At 56.4% G+C, this 18216-nt stretch carries 17 protein-coding genes and 1 riboswitch; of the genes, 12 read left to right on the forward strand and 5 right to left on the reverse strand.

Translation table 11 applies throughout. The annotated features are described in order from the left end of the window. Nucleotides 1-37 precede the first annotated feature (37 nt). From nikA to PGQ95_RS16075, 7 genes are all read left to right on the forward strand, one after another. Nucleotides 38-1606, forward strand: coding sequence for a nickel ABC transporter substrate-binding protein (nikA, locus tag PGQ95_RS16045; RefSeq protein WP_430918695.1), 1569 nt, complete (start codon nucleotides 38-40; stop codon nucleotides 1604-1606). Continuing rightward, nucleotides 1606-2550, forward strand: a complete 945-nt coding sequence (nikB, locus tag PGQ95_RS16050; protein ID WP_430918734.1) for a nickel ABC transporter permease subunit NikB — start codon at nucleotides 1606-1608, stop codon at nucleotides 2548-2550. Before nikA ends, nikB begins: the two co-directional genes overlap by 1 nt. Beyond that, nucleotides 2547-3380 (forward strand): nickel ABC transporter permease subunit NikC, encoded by an 834-nt coding sequence (gene nikC, locus PGQ95_RS16055; protein ID WP_113373986.1) that lies wholly within the window; start codon nucleotides 2547-2549, stop codon nucleotides 3378-3380. The genes nikB and nikC overlap by 4 nt, the downstream gene beginning before the upstream one ends. After that, on the forward strand, nucleotides 3380-4144 hold the full coding sequence (locus PGQ95_RS16060; protein WP_430918697.1) for a nickel import ATP-binding protein NikD: 765 nt from the start codon (nucleotides 3380-3382) through the stop codon (nucleotides 4142-4144). Before nikC ends, PGQ95_RS16060 begins: the two co-directional genes overlap by 1 nt. Next, nucleotides 4141-4932 (forward strand): nickel import ATP-binding protein NikE, encoded by a 792-nt coding sequence (gene nikE / locus PGQ95_RS16065; RefSeq protein WP_430918699.1) that lies wholly within the window; start codon nucleotides 4141-4143, stop codon nucleotides 4930-4932. Before PGQ95_RS16060 ends, nikE begins: the two co-directional genes overlap by 4 nt. Continuing rightward, the gene (gene nikR / locus PGQ95_RS16070; RefSeq protein WP_430918701.1) at nucleotides 4920-5333 is read left to right on the forward strand and encodes a nickel-responsive transcriptional regulator NikR; all 414 of its coding nucleotides are present in this window, start codon (nucleotides 4920-4922) and stop codon (nucleotides 5331-5333) included. The genes nikE and nikR overlap by 13 nt, the downstream gene beginning before the upstream one ends. A gap of 115 nt (nucleotides 5334-5448) precedes the next feature. Continuing rightward, a riboswitch (M-box (ykoK) riboswitch) is annotated at nucleotides 5449-5630 on the forward strand. Nucleotides 5631-5686: 56 nt separating this feature from the next. After that, nucleotides 5687-6700 carry a magnesium transporter gene (locus PGQ95_RS16075; RefSeq protein ID WP_015369274.1) on the forward strand — a complete coding sequence of 338 codons (1014 nt, stop codon included), beginning with the start codon at nucleotides 5687-5689 and terminating at the stop codon, nucleotides 6698-6700. A gap of 39 nt (nucleotides 6701-6739) precedes the next feature. On the opposite strand, the gene PGQ95_RS16080 is transcribed toward PGQ95_RS16075, so the two are convergent. Then, nucleotides 6740-7933: an NAD(P)/FAD-dependent oxidoreductase gene (locus tag PGQ95_RS16080; RefSeq protein WP_430918704.1), complete on the reverse strand. Its 1194-nt coding sequence runs from the start codon at nucleotides 7931-7933 to the stop codon at nucleotides 6740-6742. 230 nt (nucleotides 7934-8163) lie between these two features. On the opposite strand from PGQ95_RS16080, the gene pitA reads away from it, so the two are divergent. Further along, nucleotides 8164-9660, forward strand: coding sequence for an inorganic phosphate transporter PitA (gene pitA, locus PGQ95_RS16085; protein ID WP_045397146.1), 1497 nt, complete (start codon nucleotides 8164-8166; stop codon nucleotides 9658-9660). A 66-nt stretch (nucleotides 9661-9726) separates the two neighbouring features. Here the strand turns inward: pitA and uspB are convergent, their stop codons facing one another. Beyond that, a complete protein-coding gene (gene uspB / locus PGQ95_RS16090; protein ID WP_015703743.1) occupies nucleotides 9727-10062 on the reverse strand; it encodes a universal stress protein UspB in 336 nt (111 codons plus the stop codon). Between the two features lie 383 nt (nucleotides 10063-10445). Here uspB and uspA point away from each other — a divergent pair, with 383 nt between their 5' ends. Together uspA and dtpB are read left to right on the forward strand one after the other, a co-directional pair. After that, nucleotides 10446-10883 (forward strand): universal stress protein UspA, encoded by a 438-nt coding sequence (gene uspA / locus PGQ95_RS16095; RefSeq protein ID WP_004145166.1) that lies wholly within the window; start codon nucleotides 10446-10448, stop codon nucleotides 10881-10883. A gap of 266 nt (nucleotides 10884-11149) precedes the next feature. Next, the gene (dtpB, locus tag PGQ95_RS16100; protein ID WP_047076082.1) at nucleotides 11150-12622 is read left to right on the forward strand and encodes a dipeptide/tripeptide permease DtpB; all 1473 of its coding nucleotides are present in this window, start codon (nucleotides 11150-11152) and stop codon (nucleotides 12620-12622) included. 40 nt (nucleotides 12623-12662) lie between these two features. Here the strand turns inward: dtpB and PGQ95_RS16105 are convergent, their stop codons facing one another. Further along, a complete protein-coding gene (locus tag PGQ95_RS16105) occupies nucleotides 12663-13166 on the reverse strand; it encodes an RrF2 family transcriptional regulator (RefSeq protein WP_015369269.1) in 504 nt (167 codons plus the stop codon). A 232-nt stretch (nucleotides 13167-13398) separates the two neighbouring features. Here PGQ95_RS16105 and PGQ95_RS16110 point away from each other — a divergent pair, with 232 nt between their 5' ends. Together PGQ95_RS16110 and PGQ95_RS16115 are read left to right on the forward strand one after the other, a co-directional pair. Next, nucleotides 13399-14601, forward strand: a complete 1203-nt coding sequence (locus PGQ95_RS16110) for an NAD(P)/FAD-dependent oxidoreductase (protein ID WP_430918706.1) — start codon at nucleotides 13399-13401, stop codon at nucleotides 14599-14601. A 294-nt stretch (nucleotides 14602-14895) separates the two neighbouring features. Next, a complete protein-coding gene (locus PGQ95_RS16115) occupies nucleotides 14896-15279 on the forward strand; it encodes a hypothetical protein (RefSeq protein ID WP_271032812.1) in 384 nt (127 codons plus the stop codon). A gap of 67 nt (nucleotides 15280-15346) precedes the next feature. Here the strand turns inward: PGQ95_RS16115 and rsmJ are convergent, their stop codons facing one another. Beyond that, on the reverse strand, nucleotides 15347-16099 hold the full coding sequence (gene rsmJ, locus PGQ95_RS16120) for a 16S rRNA (guanine(1516)-N(2))-methyltransferase RsmJ (protein WP_430918709.1): 753 nt from the start codon (nucleotides 16097-16099) through the stop codon (nucleotides 15347-15349). A gap of 7 nt (nucleotides 16100-16106) precedes the next feature. Further along, nucleotides 16107-18149, reverse strand: a complete 2043-nt coding sequence (prlC, locus tag PGQ95_RS16125; RefSeq protein ID WP_430918711.1) for an oligopeptidase A — start codon at nucleotides 18147-18149, stop codon at nucleotides 16107-16109. Between the last annotated feature and the right edge of the window lie 67 nt (nucleotides 18150-18216).

An 18216-nucleotide genomic window follows, 5' to 3' on the forward strand; every position in this document is an offset into this window, starting at 1 on the left:
AAATCGTCATACTTTTCGTTCCTTCTGGATGTAAACCTTGTCTATTTTCCGCACCACCTTGCTGGCGCTCTGCGCCTGCATTCCTCTGCTCGCGCCCGCCGCCATGCATGAAATCGCCATCGCCTGGCCGGTTAACGTCGGTCCTCTTAATCCACATTTGTATACGCCGAACCAAATGTTCGCCCAAAGTATGGTGTATGAGCCGCTAGTCAAATATCAGGCTAATGGCCGGGTTACCCCCTGGCTGGCTACCCGCTGGATCCACTCAGCCGATGGTAAAATCTGGCGTTTCACCCTGCGGGATGATGTCTACTTTTCCAACGGCGAACCTTTTAACGCCCAGGCCGCGGTGGCCAATTTTCAGGCGGTGCTGGCCAACCGCCAGCGGCACGCCTGGCTGGAGTTGACCAATCAAATAACGGACGTTCAAGCGCTCAGCGATAACGAACTACAAATCACCCTGAAAAGCGCCTACTACCCGTTCCTACAGGAACTCGCCCTTCCCCGCCCGTTTCGTTTTATCGCCCCCTCGCAGTTTGTTGACGGTAGTACGCAGCGAGGCATCAAGGCGCCCATCGGCACCGGTCCGTGGATGCTGGCCAGCTCGCAGCCTAATCAGCAGGATGTACTGGTACGCAACCCGCGCTACTGGGGCAAAAAACCGGCGCTTGAGAAAGTCACCGTGAAAGTGATCCCCGATGCCACCAGCCGGGCGGTCGCCTTTGAAACCGGTGAAGTTGATCTGCTATACGGCGATGAAGGGCTACTGCCGCTGGATACGTTCGCCCGTTTTCGCCAGCAGGACGAGTACCGCACGCGTCTTTCCGCCCCGTCGCAAACCGTGATGCTGGCGCTCAATACGCTGCAAGCGCCAACGAATGAACTGGCGGTACGCGAGGCGCTTAACTATGCCGTCAATAAACAGGCGCTCATTGACGGCGTGCTGTACGGCACTCAGCAGGTCGCCGACGCGCTTTTCGCACCGTCGGTACCTTACGCGCCGGATGATCTGCCGCCGCGCCGCTTCAATCCAGATAAAGCCCGAACGCTACTGGAAAGCGCTGGCTGGAAACGAATATCCGGCAAGGATATTCGTGAAAAAGACGGGCGCCCGTTGCGACTTGAACTGGCTTTTATCGGCACCGATGCGCTGGCTAAGTCGATGGCGGAAATTATCCAGGCCGACCTGCGCCAGGTAGGTATCGATGTCGGGCTGGTCGGCGAAGAGGAGAGCAGTATCTATGCCCGCCAGCACGATGGCCGCTTCACGATGATCTTCAACCATACCTGGGGCGCGCCCTTCGACCCGCACGCGTTTATGAGCTCAATGCGCGTCGCTTCGCACGCCGACTATCAGGCGCAGCGCGGCCTGCCGGATAAAGCAGTGATTGATCAAGAGATAGGAGAGGTACTGACTACCACCGACGAAGGCCGCCGTCGCGAACTGTATCGCGATATCCTCACCCGTCTGCACAACGAAGCGGTCTATCTGCCGATAAGCTACGTCTCGCTGATGTCCGTCGCCCGCAAAACGCTGGGCAAAGTGCCCTTCGCGCCGGTGACCACCGATCTGCCGTTAGAACTCATTACGCCGGTGGCACCATGATGTTGAAATATCTCCTTCGCCGCCTGCTACCGCTGCCGCTGATGCTGCTTGCCGCCTCGGCGATCATCTTCCTGTTGTTACGTCTTGGCGCCGGCGACCCGGCGCTGGACTATTTGCGCCTTTCTAACGTGCCGCCCACCAGCGAAATGATTGCCGCTACCCGCGAGCAGCTCGGGCTCAATCAGCCGCTGGCGCTGCAGTATATACACTGGCTGTGGCGCGCGCTGCATCTCGATTTTGGCGTCTCCTACGCCAGCCAGCGCCCGGTGCTGGACGACCTGCTGCATTTTTTGCCCGCGACGCTACAGCTCACCGGCGCGGCGCTGGTGATTATTCTGCTGACCTCGCTGCCGCTGGGGATCTGGGCCGCGCGCCATCGCGACCGATTACCCGATTTCGCCGTACGTTTGATTGCCTTCCTCGGCGTCTCAATGCCCAACTTCTGGTTGGCCTTTTTGCTGGTGATGCTCTTTTCCGTCCATCTGCGCTGGCTGCCGGCAATGGGCTACGGCGGCTGGCGACATCTGCTGCTGCCGGCGTTTTCCATCGCCCTGATGTCGCTGGCGATCAATGCCCGTCTGCTGCGCGCCAGCATGCTGGAAGTGTCCAGCCAGCGCCACGTGGTCTGGGCGCGTCTGCGCGGGCTGAGCGAGGGTCAGGTGGAGCGGCGACACGTGCTGCGTAACGCGACATTGCCGGTAGTGACGGCGCTGGGTATGCACATCGGCGAGCTGATTGGCGGCACGATGATCATCGAAAATATCTTCGCCTGGCCCGGCGTCGGTCGCTATGCGGTTTCCGCGATTTTCAATCGCGACTACCCGGTGATCCAATGCTTCACCCTGATGATGGTGGCGGTGTTCGTGCTGGCCAATCTGGCGGTCGACCTGCTTAACGCCGCGCTCGATCCGCGCCTGCGTCGCCATGAGGAGGCTACCGTATGACGCTGTTCGCAACCTTCCGCTGGCCGGTAAAACTGGCGCTACTCATTATTGCGCTGCTGGCGGCAATCGCCATGAGCAGCGGCTGGTGGCTGCCCTATGACCCGGCGGCCATCGATCTCCATCAACGTCTGCTCTCTCCAGGTGACGCCCACTGGCTCGGCACCGATCATCTCGGCCGGGATATTTTCTCGCGCCTTCTCGCCGCCACCCGCGTCTCGCTGGGCGCGGTGATGGCCTGCCTGCTGCTGGTGCTGCTGATAGGCCTTACGGTGGGCGGCAGCGCCGGGATGGTGGGCGGCCGCGTCGATCGCGGCCTGATGCGCCTGGCCGAACTATTTATGACCTTCCCAACCTCAATACTGTCGTTCTTTATGGTCGGCGTACTCGGTACCGGTCTTAGCAACGTGATTATCGCCATTGCGCTGTCGCACTGGGCCTGGTACGCAAGGATGGTGCGTAACCTGGTGGTCTCTCTGCGCCAGCGCGAGTTTATTCTCGCCGCGCGCCTGAGCGGCGCGGGACATTGGCCCTTGTTCCGTGACCATCTGGCCGGCGCGGTGATCCCTTCGCTACTGGTGCTCGCCTCGCTGGATATCGGTCATATGATGCTGCACGTGGCCGGTATGTCGTTCCTCGGCCTCGGCGTCAGCGCGCCGACGGCGGAATGGGGGGTGATGATCAACGACGCCCGTCAGTATATCTGGACGCAGCCGCTGCAAATGGTCTGGCCCGGGCTGGCGCTGTTTATCAGCGTGATGGCTTTTAACCTGGTAGGCGACGCGCTGCGCGATCGTCTCGATCCTCAGCTGATCGCGGAGCATAACCACTGATGCCGCAAAAGATCCAACTGGAACAACTTTCGCTCGTCGCCGACCGTCCGCTGGTCAGCGACGTTTCCCTTACCCTGCGCCGCGGTCAGGTTCTGGCACTGCTCGGCAGTAGCGGCAGCGGTAAATCACTGACCTGCGCCGCCACGCTCGGTATTTTACCGCCTGGCGTCAGGCAAATCGCGGGCCGGGTGCTGCTCGATGGTATCCCGGTGTATGGTGAACAGCTGCGCGGCTCGATCATCGCCACCATTATGCAAAATCCGCGCAGCGCCTTTAATCCGCTACATACCATGGCGGCGCACGCGTGGGAAACCTGCCGGGCGGCGGGTTACGAAGTCAATAACGCCGCCCTGCTGGCGACGATGGAAGAAGTGGGGCTGGAAAATCCGCTCTCGCTACTTAAGCGCTACCCCTTCGAGATGAGCGGCGGCATGCTGCAGCGGATGATGGTGGCCCTGGCCCTGCTCAGCCGCGCGCCGTTTATTATCGCCGACGAGCCGACCACCGACCTTGATGCCGTTGCCCAAGCGCGCATTCTCGACCTGCTGGCGGATATCGTCGCCAACCGCGGGCAGGGGCTGCTGCTGGTGACGCATGATATGGGCGTTGTCGCCCGTCTGGCGCATGACGTGGCGGTGATGGAAAACGGCCGTCTCGTTGAACGCTGCGACGTCAACACGCTATTTAGCGCCCCACAGCACCCGCTCAGCCAGCGCCTGCTGGCCGCCCATCTGGCGCTGTATGGTCTGGAGAAAACACCATGAATTTACTCAGCGTAAACGCAGTGAGCCACGATTACCCCCATCATGGCCGGGTATTGCGCGATATCCAGTTCGATATCGCCCCCGGTGAAACGGTGGCGCTGCTCGGGCGCAGCGGCTGCGGCAAAAGTACCCTGGCGCGGATGCTGGTCGGTCTCGAAACGCCGCGGTATGGCGATGTCGCCTGGCGCGGCGCGTCGTTGACCTCCCTGAAGGGGGAAGCGACCGGCGCCTTTCGCCGCGATATTCAGCTGGTGTTTCAGGATGCCATTAGCGCGGTGAATCCGCGCAAAACGGTACGCGAGATTATCAGCGAGCCGCTGCGGCACCTGCTTAGTTTATCGCGCGATGAGCGTACGCAGCGGGTGGAGGAGATGCTGCTGGCGGTTGATCTCGCCCCGGCGCTGCTCGACAAGCGTCCGGCGCAGCTCAGCGGCGGACAGCTGCAGCGCGTGTGCCTGGCGCGGGCGCTGGTGGTCCGTCCGCAGCTATTAATTCTCGACGAAGCGGTATCGAATCTCGATCTAATGCTTCAGGCGGAAATTATCGCCCTGCTCAAACGCCTGCAGGCGCAGTTCGCCACCGCCTGCCTGTTTATCACCCACGACCTGCGGCTGGTGGAGCGTTTTTGCCAGCGGGTGCTGGTGATGGATAGCGGACGCATCGTTGAAACGGCAACGGTTAGTCTGCCGCTGCGCCTTACATCCGCTGCCGGACAGGCGCTACAGCGCGCGGTGCTCCCGCCCTTTCCCCACACTCTGCTTAACGAGGCCATGCCATGCAGCGCGTAACCCTGACTCTGGATGATGACCTGCTGACCGCGCTCGACGCGCACAGCGCCCACCGCGGCTACCACAACCGCTCGGAAGCGGTGCGCGATATTCTGCGTGACGCGCTCCACCACAATCCGCTACAGCAGGCGGCGCAGCGCGGCTATGCGGTCCTGTCGTACGTGTATGAGCATGAAAAACGCGAACTGGCGAGCCGGCTGGTCGCCTCTTCGCATCAGCATCACGATCTTTCGGTCGCCACGTTACATGTCCACATCAATCATGATGACTGTCTGGAGATCGCGGTGCTGAAAGGCAACATGGACGAAGTACAGCATTTTGCCGACGAGGTGATTGCCCAGCGCGGCGTGCGGCATGGGCATTTGCGGTGTTTAGGGGATGATAAAAACCTTGAAAATTAAGCTGCTAAATCCATAAAAAATTGAGAATGATTTATGTGGTTTATCAACAGTTGATAAACCACATAAACTATACGCTTTGTTAATTATCCCTGTTCGCTAATAATGGCGCCTCATTTAACGATCTCGTTATGGCGAGGCTCCTGCATAAATACAAGTTACCGCCCTGTTGGTATCGAGAGAGACCACTCAGGGAAATACAGGCTTCCATCGAATCAAGGTGTTGCCAAGGTAACTTCTGGCGGTCATAACCGTTCAGATACGTTATGCAGTGCTAAAACCAGGACGTAGGGATCTGCCTGCGCTAACCCTGTCTTGTTCGCCCCTATGAGTGATTTTTTATAGGGATTTTAATCATGTCTTCCATTCAACTCTGCGCCGCGCATCAGGCGACCTCTGGCTTCGACGGCGATGCTATCGCCCAGTACATGCGTACCGACTTTATTACGCTGCAGGAACATTTCAGCGTCCACGAGGCGCGTGAACACTTTATCTCGCAGCTCGCCAGCGACGATATTCCCGGCCAGGTATTTGTCGTCGCCGGTAACAAGCTGCGCGGCAGCTTATCAGTCAAAAAACTATTGCAGGAAGCAGAGGTAGGCCAGTCTATTCGCTACCTGATGGACAGCTGTCTGTTCCGCGTTAAACCCGACGATGAGCGCCCTCAGGTCATTGCCGAACTCACCGAGCGCGGCCTCGATCTGGTGCCGGTTGTCGATAAAGGCGAGCTGGTCGGCTGCCTGATGGAAAAAGAAATTGCTCATCTGCTGGAGGATGACGTCACCGAAGACGCCCAACTGCAGGGGGCGACGCTACCGCTGGAAAAACCGTATCTGGAAATCAGTCCGTGGACGCTGTGGAAGAAACGTTCGGTCTGGCTATTGCTGCTGTTTGTTGCCGAAGCCTACACCAGCAGCGTGCTGCAGCATTTTGAAGAGGCGCTGGAATCGGCCATCGCGCTGGCCTTCTTCATCCCGTTACTGATCGGCACCGGCGGCAACAGCGGAACTCAGATAACCTCAACGCTGGTGCGTTCGATGGCGTTGGGTGAAGTACGCTTACGTGACATGGGACGGGTAATCCGCAAAGAGGTGTCGACCTCGTTTCTGATTGCCCTGACACTGGGTCTGGCGGGCTGCCTGCGCGCCTGGATGATGGGGATTGGCATGGAAATCACGCTGATCGTCAGCCTGACGCTGGTCTGCATTACTCTGTGGAGCGCGGTGGTGTCTTCGGTTATTCCGATGTTGCTTAAGCGGATCGGTATCGACCCGGCGGTGGTTTCCGCGCCGTTTATCGCCACGCTGATTGATGGCACCGGATTAATTATCTATTTCAAAATCGCCCAGTATTTTCTTGGGCTGAACTGATCGAAAAAGCCCGGGCATCAGGATGCCCGGGTCCTTCGATTAAACTTCCGCCAGCGCCTGCGCGCAGGCCCAGGCGCTTGACCACGCCCACTGGAAGTTATAGCCGCCGAGCCAGCCGGTGACGTCCATCACTTCACCGATAAAGTAAAGCCCCGGCGCTTTACGCGCTTCCATAGTACGTGACGAAAGTTCGTTGGTATCCACACCGCCGAGCGTCACTTCAGCAGTACGATAACCTTCAGTGCCGTTCGGCTGCACGCGCCAGGCAGTTAACGTCTCCACCAGCGTCTGCCGATCGCGAACGTTCAGTTGCTTCAGTGTCACATCAGGTATCTGCCCAAGCTGCTGTAAACATTCGACCAGCCGCTTCGGCAACTGCATCGCAAGGGTGTTTTTCAGGCTTTGGTTCGGATGATCGCCCCGCTGCTCGTTGAGGAATGCCTCAAGATCGCAGTCCGGCAGCAGGTTGACGGTGACAAACTCACCGGGCTGCCAGTAGCTGGAAATCTGCAGCACCGCCGGGCCGGAAAGGCCGCGATGGGTAAACAGCAAATTTTCGCGGAACAGCGTACCGTTCTCGGCGGTAATGGTAGCTGGCACCGAAACGCCGGAAAGCGCCTGCAGCTGTTCAAGCAGCGGTTTATGCAGAGTAAACGGCACCAGCCCGGCGCGGGTTGGCAGCACCTTCAGGCCGAACTGCTCAGCCACCTTGTAACCAAACGGCGATGCGCCCAGCCCCGGCATCGACAGACCGCCGGAGGCGATTACCAGCTTCTTCGCCGCCAGCGTTTCGCCGTTCACCTGTAGCCGGTAGCCTTGTTCATCGCGTTCGACGCTGAGAATTTCGCTGCGCAGACGGATCTGTACGCCGCCTTTTTCACATTCAGACAACAGCAGGTTGACGATTTGCTCCGCTGAATCATCGCAAAACAGCTGACCTAAGGTCTTCTCATGCCAGGCGATGCCATATTTGCCAACCAGCTCGATAAAGTCCCACTGGGTGTAGCGCGCCAGCGCAGATTTGCAAAAATGCGGGTTTTGGCTGAGATACGCCGCGGGCTCGACATACATGTTGGTAAAGTTGCAGCGGCCACCGCCGGACATCAGGATTTTGCGCCCCGGCTTTTTGCCATTATCGAGCAGCAGTACCCGGCAGCCCAACTGCCCCGCCTGCGCCGCACAAAACATTCCCGCCGCACCGGCGCCGATCACAATGGCATCAAACCTTTCCACTCAACTTTCCTCATTCCCGAATTGTCGGGAATTGTAAATATTTCACTCTGGTCACACCAGCACGAAAAAAACAACAATCAGTTACGTCTTTGAAAGATATAGGATTACTCCCAACCGGGTAAAACCCAAACAGGAAGAAAATCAAAAAAAGTCTATATTTCACTTTGCCCGCGCCGCTAAAGTCACTGATAATGCGCCGCGTTCATGTCCTCAAAATGGCGTAACGTCCTATGCTACATTTATTTGCCGGTCTGGATTTACATACCGGACTATTGTTATTGCTTGCTTTAGCTTTTGTACTGTTTTACGAAGCGATTAACGGTTTTCATGATACCGCAAACGCTGTTGCAACGGTGATCTACACTCGCGCAATGCGGTCGCAGCTTGCTGTTGCGATGGCGGCACTCTTCAACTTTTTCGGCGTTCTGCTGGGCGGTCTCAGCGTAGCCTATGCCATCGTGCATATGCTGCCAACGGACCTGCTGCTTAACATGGGTTCCGCACATGGCCTCGCCATGGTGTTCTCTATGCTGCTGGCGGCAATCATCTGGAACCTCGGAACCTGGTATTTCGGCCTCCCGGCCTCCAGTTCTCACACCCTGATTGGCGCCATCATCGGTATTGGTTTAACCAATGCGCTGATGACCGGTACTTCAGTGGTGGATGCACTGAATATCCCGAAAGTCATCGGCATTTTTGCCTCGCTCATCGTCTCGCCGATCGTTGGCCTGGTGGTAGCAGGCGGCCTGATTTTCATTCTGCGTCGTTACTGGAGCGGTACCAAAAAACGCGCTCGTATCCACCTGACCCCAGCGGAACGCGAAAAGAAAGACGGTAAGAAAAAACCGCCGTTCTGGACCCGTATCGCGCTGATCCTGTCCGCTATCGGCGTGTCGTTCTCGCACGGCGCCAACGATGGGCAGAAAGGCATTGGTCTGGTCATGCTGGTACTGATTGGCGTCGCGCCGGCGGGCTTCGTGGTCAACATGAACGCATCTGGTTACGAAATCACTCGTACCCGCGATGCGGTCAACAACGTGGAAACCTTCTTCCAACAGCGCCCTGAGTTGCTGAAGAAAGCCACCGGCGTTGATCAACTGGTTCCGTCACCGGAGACCAACACCGCGGCCAACGGCGAGTTCCACTGCCATCCGGCGAACACCATCAATGCGCTTGACCGCGTGAAGACGATGCTCACCGGAACGGAAAGCTACGATTCGCTGTCAGTGGATCAGCGCGGCCAGCTGCGTCGTATTATGCTCTGCATCTCCGACACCACCGACAAAGTGGCAAAACTGCCGGATGTGAGCTCTGACGACCAGCGCCTGCTGAAGAAACTGAAAACCGATATGCTGAGCACCATCGAGTACGCGCCAATCTGGATCATTATGGCGGTCGCGCTGGCGCTGGGTATTGGCACCATGATCGGCTGGCGCCGCGTGGCGACCACCATCGGCGAGAAGATTGGTAAGAAGGGTATGACCTACGCGCAAGGTATGTCCGCCCAGATGACCGCCGCGGTGTCTATCGGCCTTGCCAGCTACACCGGGATGCCGGTTTCCACCACCCACGTGCTCTCTTCCTCGGTTGCGGGGACAATGCTCGTTGATGGCGGCGGTCTGCAGAAGAAAACCGTCACCAGCATTCTGATGGCATGGGTACTCACCCTGCCGGCAGCCATTTTGCTGTCAGGCGTGCTGTACTGGCTGGCTCTGAAGCTTATCTAAGCAGTAGTCATGCGAAAAATGGGTCAGGAAACTGGCCCATTTTTTTTGCCGTCTATTCAGCACGGCTCAATGCCAGATAAGCAACGCAATCATACTCACCAACACCAGACCACACAGCGCGCTGGTCAGGATGAACTGCCGGCGAACACGCTCACAGCGACGAATAAACTCGTCATCATGATGGTCGCGATATCGTTGGGCATAGATATACCAAACCAGCCGCATTTGTTTACTGGGCTGCCCATGCGAGGTGAAAAAACCTCCGCCATCAACATATTGATAGAGCAAGGGATCGCAACCACGTAGCACAACCAATAATGCACGCAACGATGAGAAGTAACGTGCCATATTCACCACACAAACGATACACAGGGCCCAAAACAGCGCAACAGTGCTGATCATACTTCCTCCCCGGCGACCCATCCACGGAGATCCCTCCGGGACTACCGCTCCCCAATATCATCCAACCCACCGTACAGTAAAAGAGTGCGATTCCGGTCACGTTTATTTATCCGACCGGCTCATTAAATAGTGTAGGAGATCAGTTAATTTTTTTACCACAAGGTTAATCGTTATCAATACGTAAGACGGAATAATTTGTTTAACTAACGGTGAACCAGGTGCATTGACGGAGTGCGAGGGGCGCTATATTGTAGAAATTATCTTCTACAATTAAGTCCTTAAAGGCTTACCCCCCGCGAATCTAGCTTGCAGGACGCGGGCGAATCGACAGCACAGGCTGTCTGGTCCAACGGTCATCGACAACTTATGGAAGGAGTAACACTATGGCTTACAAACACATTCTTATTGCAGTAGACCTATCACCGGAAAGCAAAGTGCTGGTAGAGAAAGCGGTTTCTATGGCGCGTCCCTACAATGCGAAAGTTTCCCTGATTCACGTGGATGTGAATTACTCCGACCTCTACACCGGTCTTATCGATGTCAATCTGGGCGACATGCAGAAACGCATCTCTGAAGAGACGCACCACGCGCTGACCGAGCTTTCCACCAACGCCGGCTACCCGATTACCGAAACCCTGAGCGGCAGCGGCGATCTTGGCCAGGTGCTGGTCGACGCGATTAAAAAATATGATATGGACCTGGTGGTCTGCGGTCACCATCAGGACTTCTGGAGCAAGCTGATGTCCTCCGCGCGTCAGCTGATCAACACCGTTCACGTTGATATGCTGATCGTACCGCTGCGCGACGAAGAAGACGAATAATCGCTTTTCCTCGCCAGCCAACGCCCGCGCCTGCGGGCGTTTTTGTTTTTATGCTGCATCCCGCCTGAATCCCATTGACCCCATCAGGATATCAATCCAGATAATTAATATCGGTTAGTGTGATCAACCATTTATTAGAATTAATATCTATATAATAATCTATACATTCAGCCAATGGCCGAATCATTATGGGCCATCAGACTTTTTCGGCGCGTTTTGGCAGACGCGTTCATACTTTTTGGGATAGCACTAAAAGGCGAAGGAATATGAAAACAACTGCACCTACGGGTTTGCTACAGCAACCCCGTCCGTTCTTCATGATCTTTTTTGTAGAGTTATGGGAGCGTTTTGGCTATTACGGCGTCCAGGGCATCCTGGCGGTGTTCTTTGTTAAACAGCTTGGTTTCTCTCAGGAACAGGCATTTATCACCTTTGGCGCCTTTGCGGCGCTGGTCTACGGCCTCATTTCCATCGGCGGCTATGTCGGTGACCATCTGCTGGGAACCAAACGCACGCTGGTGCTCGGCGCCGTCGTGCTGGCTATCGGCTACTTTATGACCGGCCTGTCGCTGCTCAAACCCGACCTTATCTTTATCGCGCTTGGCACTATCGCCGTCGGCAATGGGCTGTTTAAAGCCAATCCAGCGAGCCTACTGTCAAAATGCTATCCGCCGAAAGACGCCCGTCTCGACGGCGCCTTCACCCTGTTTTATATGTCGATTAACATCGGCTCGCTACTGTCGCTGTCGTTGGCGCCGGTTATTGCCGATAAGTTCGGCTACGCGGTGACCTACAACTTGTGCGGCGCCGGGCTTATCGTCGCGCTGCTGGTCTACTTCGCCTGCCGCGGAATGGTGAAAGATATCGGTTCAACCCCGGATCATCAGCCGCTGAGTTTCCGTAATTTGCTGTACGTGCTGGTCGGCACCGTGGTGATGATTTTCCTCTGCGCCTGGCTGATGCATAACGTTAAAATCGCCAACCTGGTGCTGATTGTGCTGTCCATCGTGGTGACGATTTTCTTCTTCCGCGAAGCCTTCCGCCTCGATAAAACCGGCCGCAACAAGATGTTCGTCGCCTTCATCCTGATGCTCGAAGCGGTGGTGTTTTATATCCTGTACGCCCAGATGCCAACCTCGCTGAACTTCTTCGCCATCAATAACGTGCATCACGACATTCTCGGCATCGCGATTAACCCGGTGAGTTTCCAGGCGTTGAACCCGTTCTGGGTGGTGGTCGCCAGCCCGGTACTGGCGGCTATCTACACCCGTCTTGGCAACAAAGGTAAAGACCTGACCATGCCGATGAAATTCACTCTCGGCATGTTCCTCTGCGCGCTGGGCTTTCTGACCGCCGCCGCGGCCGGGATGTGGTTTGCCGACCCGCAGGGGCTCACCTCGCCATGGTTTATCGTGCTGGTTTATCTGTTCCAGAGTCTCGGCGAACTGCTGATTAGCGCCCTGGGACTGGCGATGGTCGCCGCGCTGGTTCCGCAGCGGCTGATGGGCTTTATTCTGGGGATGTGGTTCCTGACACAGGCCGCCGCGTTCCTGATGGGCGGCTATGTCGCGACCTTCACCGCGGTGCCGGAAAATATAACCGACCCGCTGCAGACGCTGCCGATCTACACCAACGTGTTTAGTAAAATTGGCCTCGTGACCCTGGCGGTGACGGTGGTGATGGCCTTTATGGTGCCGTGGCTGAACCGGATGATCAATACCCCGGCCAGCGCCGAGTAACCCGTTAGCCGCCCCGGCGACAACCGCCGGGGCGCGCGGCCTAGTTCTTACGCGCCGCGATCCACTCCTGCACTTCAATCACAAACTCATCCGGCGCTTTACGGTACATCTTACGCGCCAGATCGAGGATAGTATGCTGGCCTAACGCCTCTTCCATTCGCTGCTGCGCCATATCCATGACCGCACGCACACCGCAAATACCTTCGCAGGCCCACTGCGGCGGCTGCTCATCAAACACCGCAAGACGCTGGCGGATCTCACGGCACTCGAAAATACGCTTTTCGCCATCAATAGCGTTGGCAACATCCAACACGGTGATGTGCTCAGCCGCTCTGGCAAGCTGAAAGCCGCCGCCTTTGCCTTCAATACTGCGCACCAGGCCCGCTTTCGATAGGCGGGTAAAAATCTTGGCCAGATAATCGTAGGGCACGTTTTGCAGCTCGGCGATTTCGCGCACGCTCATATCGCGGGCGTCGCCTTTGCTGTCCACCATACACATCAGGCTATGGATGCCGTACTCAACTCCGGAACTGTAAAATGCCATTCACTTATCTCAGCCAATATTAATCTGAGTTATTGTAGCTTTTCCCACCGCCTCATTCCAGATATCTGATATCTCCCCTCGCAAGACAAAAATTTAATTTATTATTTATCAGTATATTAAATAAAAACGCTGCTAAAGGATCCTCAGGATCGCGTGAGAGGCATTGCTTTTCTTAACTACGACCAATAAAATCCGAGTAAATGAATCGTAGTTAACAGCGAGTGAAAAAAAGATGCGTAAACAAATCCTGATCGTAGGCGCCGGTTTTGCCGGGATGTGGGCGGCCCTGAGCGCCGCGCGTTTAGCGGAAAAAAATCAACAGCAGGCCGTTGATATCACAGTCATTGCGCCGCAGCCTGAGCTGCGCATTCGTCCTCGTTTCTACGAAAGCGACGTACCGTCGCTGGTTGCGCCGCTACAGCCGCTGTTCGATGCTACCGGGATCCGTTTTCTTCGTGGCAGCGTGTCGCAGATCCATCCTGCGGATAAAACGGTAACCTGGACCGATAGCAACGGCGAAAGCCACGCTCAGCACTGGGATCGTTTAGTCCTGGCGAGCGGTAGTCACGTCAACCGCGCGATGGTCACGGGCGCGGCACAGCACGCTTTCGACCTCGATCAGCTCGAAAGCGCTACGACGCTGGAAAACCACTTAATTGCTTTAGCACAGCGTCCGCAAAGCGATGCGCGCAACACCGTGGTAGTCTGCGGCGGCGGCTTTACCGGTATCGAGATGGCGATGGAATTACCGACCAAGCTGCGCGCGATCTTCGGCTCGAATTCTAAGACCAGAGTAGTCGTAGTTGAACGCGGTCCGCAGCCGGGCTCTCGATACAGCGATGCGCTGCGTGAAGTCATCATTCAGGCCTCAAAAGAACTGGGCGTCGAGTGGCTTGTGAATGCTGAAGTGGCAAGCGTCGATGCCGCTGGCGTGAACCTGAAAGACGGAAAGCGTATCGACTCGCAGACCGTGATTTGGACCGTCGGCGTGCAGGCGAATAATCTAACAGCGCAAATCGATGCGCCGCGCGACCGTCAAGGGCGTCTGCATGTCAACGCCGAACTACAGGTGGTGGGTTACGATGATATCTACGCGACCGGCGACGTGGCCTATGCCGCGACCGATGATAAGGGCAATCACGCCCTGATGACTTGCCAGCACGCTATCCTGCTCGGTAAATTCGCCGGTAATAACGCCGCCGCCGGCCTGCTGGGCGTCGCGCCGCTGCCCTATCGCCAGGAAACCTACGTTACCTGTCTGGATCTCGGCGCCTGGGGCGCGGTTTACACCGAGGGTTGGGATCAGCAGGTGAAACTGACGCGCGAAGAGGCAAAAAAGGTGAAGGTGTCGATCGTCAGCGAACTTATCTATCCGCCGAAAGCCGATAAAGCCGCCGCGTTTGAGATTGCCGATCCGCTGGCGCCGTTTGTTTAAGTATTGCGGTTCCCGGCTTGCGCTACGCGAGTCGGGCTACTTTCTAATGCTCTATCTATCCGGTCACCGCTTTTTATTTATAATATCAATATAAAAATATATTTGATATAGACCCCAAATATCTCCGCAGGAAAATAAGCATAAGTCTTATTTTATTACCATATTATTTGTGGTGTTTTTAGTATGATAAACTACTCTGCAAGATACGTGGCCTTAATTAATACATATGAAAAACCGCGAACACATTTCAAACACAAGCGTCCGGTAAATAAATCATAGATAAAAGGAATTATTATGAATAATGGGTTTAAAAGGGATAACTTGCTCCAGATACTTAGCGAATTATTGCCAAATGAAACCATTGATGAACGAAAATATGTTCATGGTCTTATTCGTTCGAAGCCAGCGGTGCTGTACTTCGCCGACACACAAATAGTCCAGCTTAATCTTTCATTGTTTTATGATTACAAAGATAATTACCAGCGCATCCCTTATACTGATATACGCGAAATTAAAATGCGCAACGTTCTCTGGCGAAAGTTCGCGCTAATATATACCAATCCGATCGCGCCCATTGAAGTTGAAATGCCTGGCAAATGCCTCGGTTGCCCATGGCAGGCTGAAAACTTAAGCTATCTATTAGAGAATGATTTCTTTCAGAATAGTTGGCCGCGTTAGGCCTCAATAAGTAGCCCGGATAAGGCGCTTTGCGCCGCTATCCGGGAAATACTACCACGGCGTAATATTACTCCGGCGTACCGGCGTAAATATCAAAACGATGTCCTTTGGTCACCACCGCGTTCGGCGTGGCGACATCCGCCAGCGGCGGCGCATAGTCCGGACGCTTCACCACCACTCGTTTGGTCGCCAGCTGACGCGCTGGCGCCAACAGACCATCGGCGTCTAAATCCGGCCCCACCAGCGACTGAAATACCCGCATCTCTTTTTTGACCAGCGCGCTTTTCTGCTTATGGGGAAACATCGGATCCAGATACACCACCTGCGGGCGCGGGGTGATATCGGTCAACGCATTGAGGCTGGAGGCATGAATCAGCTGTAAGCGCTCCTGCAGCCAGCCGCCGATCTCCGCATCGGCATAGCCACGTTTCAAACCATCGTCGAGCAGCGCGGCGACCACCGGATTACGCTCCAACATCCGCACGCGACAGCCGACCGACGCCAGCACGAAGGCATCACGCCCCAGCCCGGCGGTAGCGTCGACAACATCCGGCAGATAATCGCCTTTAATGCCCACCGCTTTGGCTACCGCTTCACCGCGGCCGCCGCCAAACTTGCGCCGATGGGCCATCGCGCCGCCGACGAAATCGACAAAGATGCCGCCAAGCTTTGGCTCATCGCGCTTACGCAGCTCCAGATGCGCGTCCGTCAGCACCAGCGCCATCGGATTCTCAGCATCATGCTCCAGCCCCCAACGGGCGGCCAAAACAGATAAGGCGCCGTCACCGGCGCCTGTTTCATCAATTAAGCAGATCTTCACGTAGCAATCAGCCTTTGATCCCGTAATGCTCAAGCATCGCGTCCAGCTGCGGCTCGCGCCCGCGGAAGCGTTTGAACAGCTCCATCGGCTCTTCGGAACCGCCGCGGCTCAGGATATTGTCGAGGAATGACTGACCGGTTTCACGGTTGAAAATCCCCTCTTCTTCGAAGCGTGAGAAGGCATCTGCCGCCAATACATCGGCCCACAGATAGCTGTAGTAGCCCGCGGCATAGCCACCCGCGAAGATATGGCTGAACGCATGCGGGAAGCGGCCCCAGGTTGGGCCCGGCACCACGGCGACCTGTTTTTTAATCTCGGCCAGCGTCTCGAGGATTTTCGCCCCCTGCTCCGGCGAATATTCCGCGTGTAGACGGAAATCGAACAGACCGAACTCCAGCTGGCGGAGAATAAACATCGCCGCCTGGTAGTTTTTCGCCGCCAGCATTTTCTCCAACAGCTCCTGCGGCAGCGGTTCACCGGTTTCGTAATGACCGGAGATAAAGGCCAGCGCTTCCGGCTCCCAGCACCAGTTTTCCATAAACTGGCTCGGCAGCTCGACCGCATCCCACGGCACCCCGCTGATGCCGGAAACGCCGGCGGTATCAATGCGGGTCAGCATATGATGCAGACCATGGCCGAACTCGTGGAACAGGGTGATCACTTCATCGTGCGTGAACAGCGCCGGTTTACCGTTTACCGGACGGTTGAAGTTACAGGTTAGATAAGCGACCGGTTTCTGCAGGGAACCATCCAGCTTACGCATCTGGCCGACGCAGTCATCCATCCACGCCCCGCCGCGTTTATGTTCGCGGGCATACAGGTCGAGATAGAAGCTGCCGCGCAGCTCGTTATTTTCGTCATACAGCTCGAAGAAACGCACTTCCGGATGCCACACATCGACATCGGTACGCTCTTTGGCGGTAATACCATAAATACGCTTAACCACTTCAAACAGGCCGTTAACGGCTTTGTTTTCCGGGAAATACGGGCGCAGCTGCTCATCGCTGATGCTGTAGAGATGCTGCTTCTGTTTTTCGCTGTAGTAAGCGATATCCCACGGCTGCAGTTCATCGACGCCAAACTCGGCTTTGGCGAAAGCACGCAGCTGAGCCAGCTCTTTCTCGCCCTGCGGACGCGCGCGTTTTGCGAGGTCGGTCAGGAAATCGAGCACCTGCTGCGGGTTTTCGGCCATTTTGGTGGCCAGAGATTTAAAGGCGTAGCTGTCAAAGCCCAGCAGTTGCGCCAGCTCGTGACGCAGCGCGAGGATCTCAGCCATCACCGGGCTGTTATCCCATTTACCGGCGTTCGGCCCCTGATCGGAGGCGCGGGTGGAATAGGCGCGATACATCTCTTCGCGCAGCGCCTGGTTATCGCAGTAGGTCATCACCGGCAGGTAGCTCGGGATATCCAGGGTCAGCAGATACCCTTCCTGCTCTTTCGCCTGCGCCTGGGCCTGAGCGGCGGCCAGCGCGCTTTCCGGCATGCCTGCGAGGTCGGCGACGTCGGTCACCAGCTTGTTCCAGCCCATGGTGGCATCAAGCACGTTGTTGCTGTACAGATTGCCAAGTTCAGAGAGGCGCGCGGCGATTTCGCCGTAGCGTTTCTGCGCTTCCGGCGGCAGGCCAATCCCGGATAATTCAAAATCGCGCAGCGCGTTATCGACCGCTTTTTTCTGCGCGGTATTCAAGGTGGCGTAGTTGTCGCCGTCGCGCAGGTCGCGGTAGGCTTTATACAGACCTTCATGCTGGCCGACCCAGGTGCTGTACTCGGAGAGCAGCGGCAGCGTCTGTTCGTAGGCTTCACGCAGCTCCGGGCTGTTTTTTACCGAATTCAAATGGCTGATTGGCGAGAAGATGCGTCCCAGCACATCGTCCACTTCCGCCAGCGGCTGGCAAAGATTTTCCCAGCTATACGGCGCGCCGTGCGCCACCGCGCTTTCCACCGCAGCCCGGCAATCATCGAGCGCTTTGGTGATCGCAGGGACCACGTGCTCCGGTTTGATTGCAGAAAATGGCGGCAATGAAAAAGGCGTCAGTAATGGATTGGTCATATGCGCTGTCCTGTTGAAGAGGGTGAATGAAGCGCGCGTTCCGGCGCTTTTGCATGAGATCTAGAAT

The sequence above is a fragment of the Klebsiella sp. 141240 genome, assembly GCF_050600805.1.
Lineage (GTDB): Bacteria > Pseudomonadota > Gammaproteobacteria > Enterobacterales > Enterobacteriaceae > Klebsiella > Klebsiella aerogenes.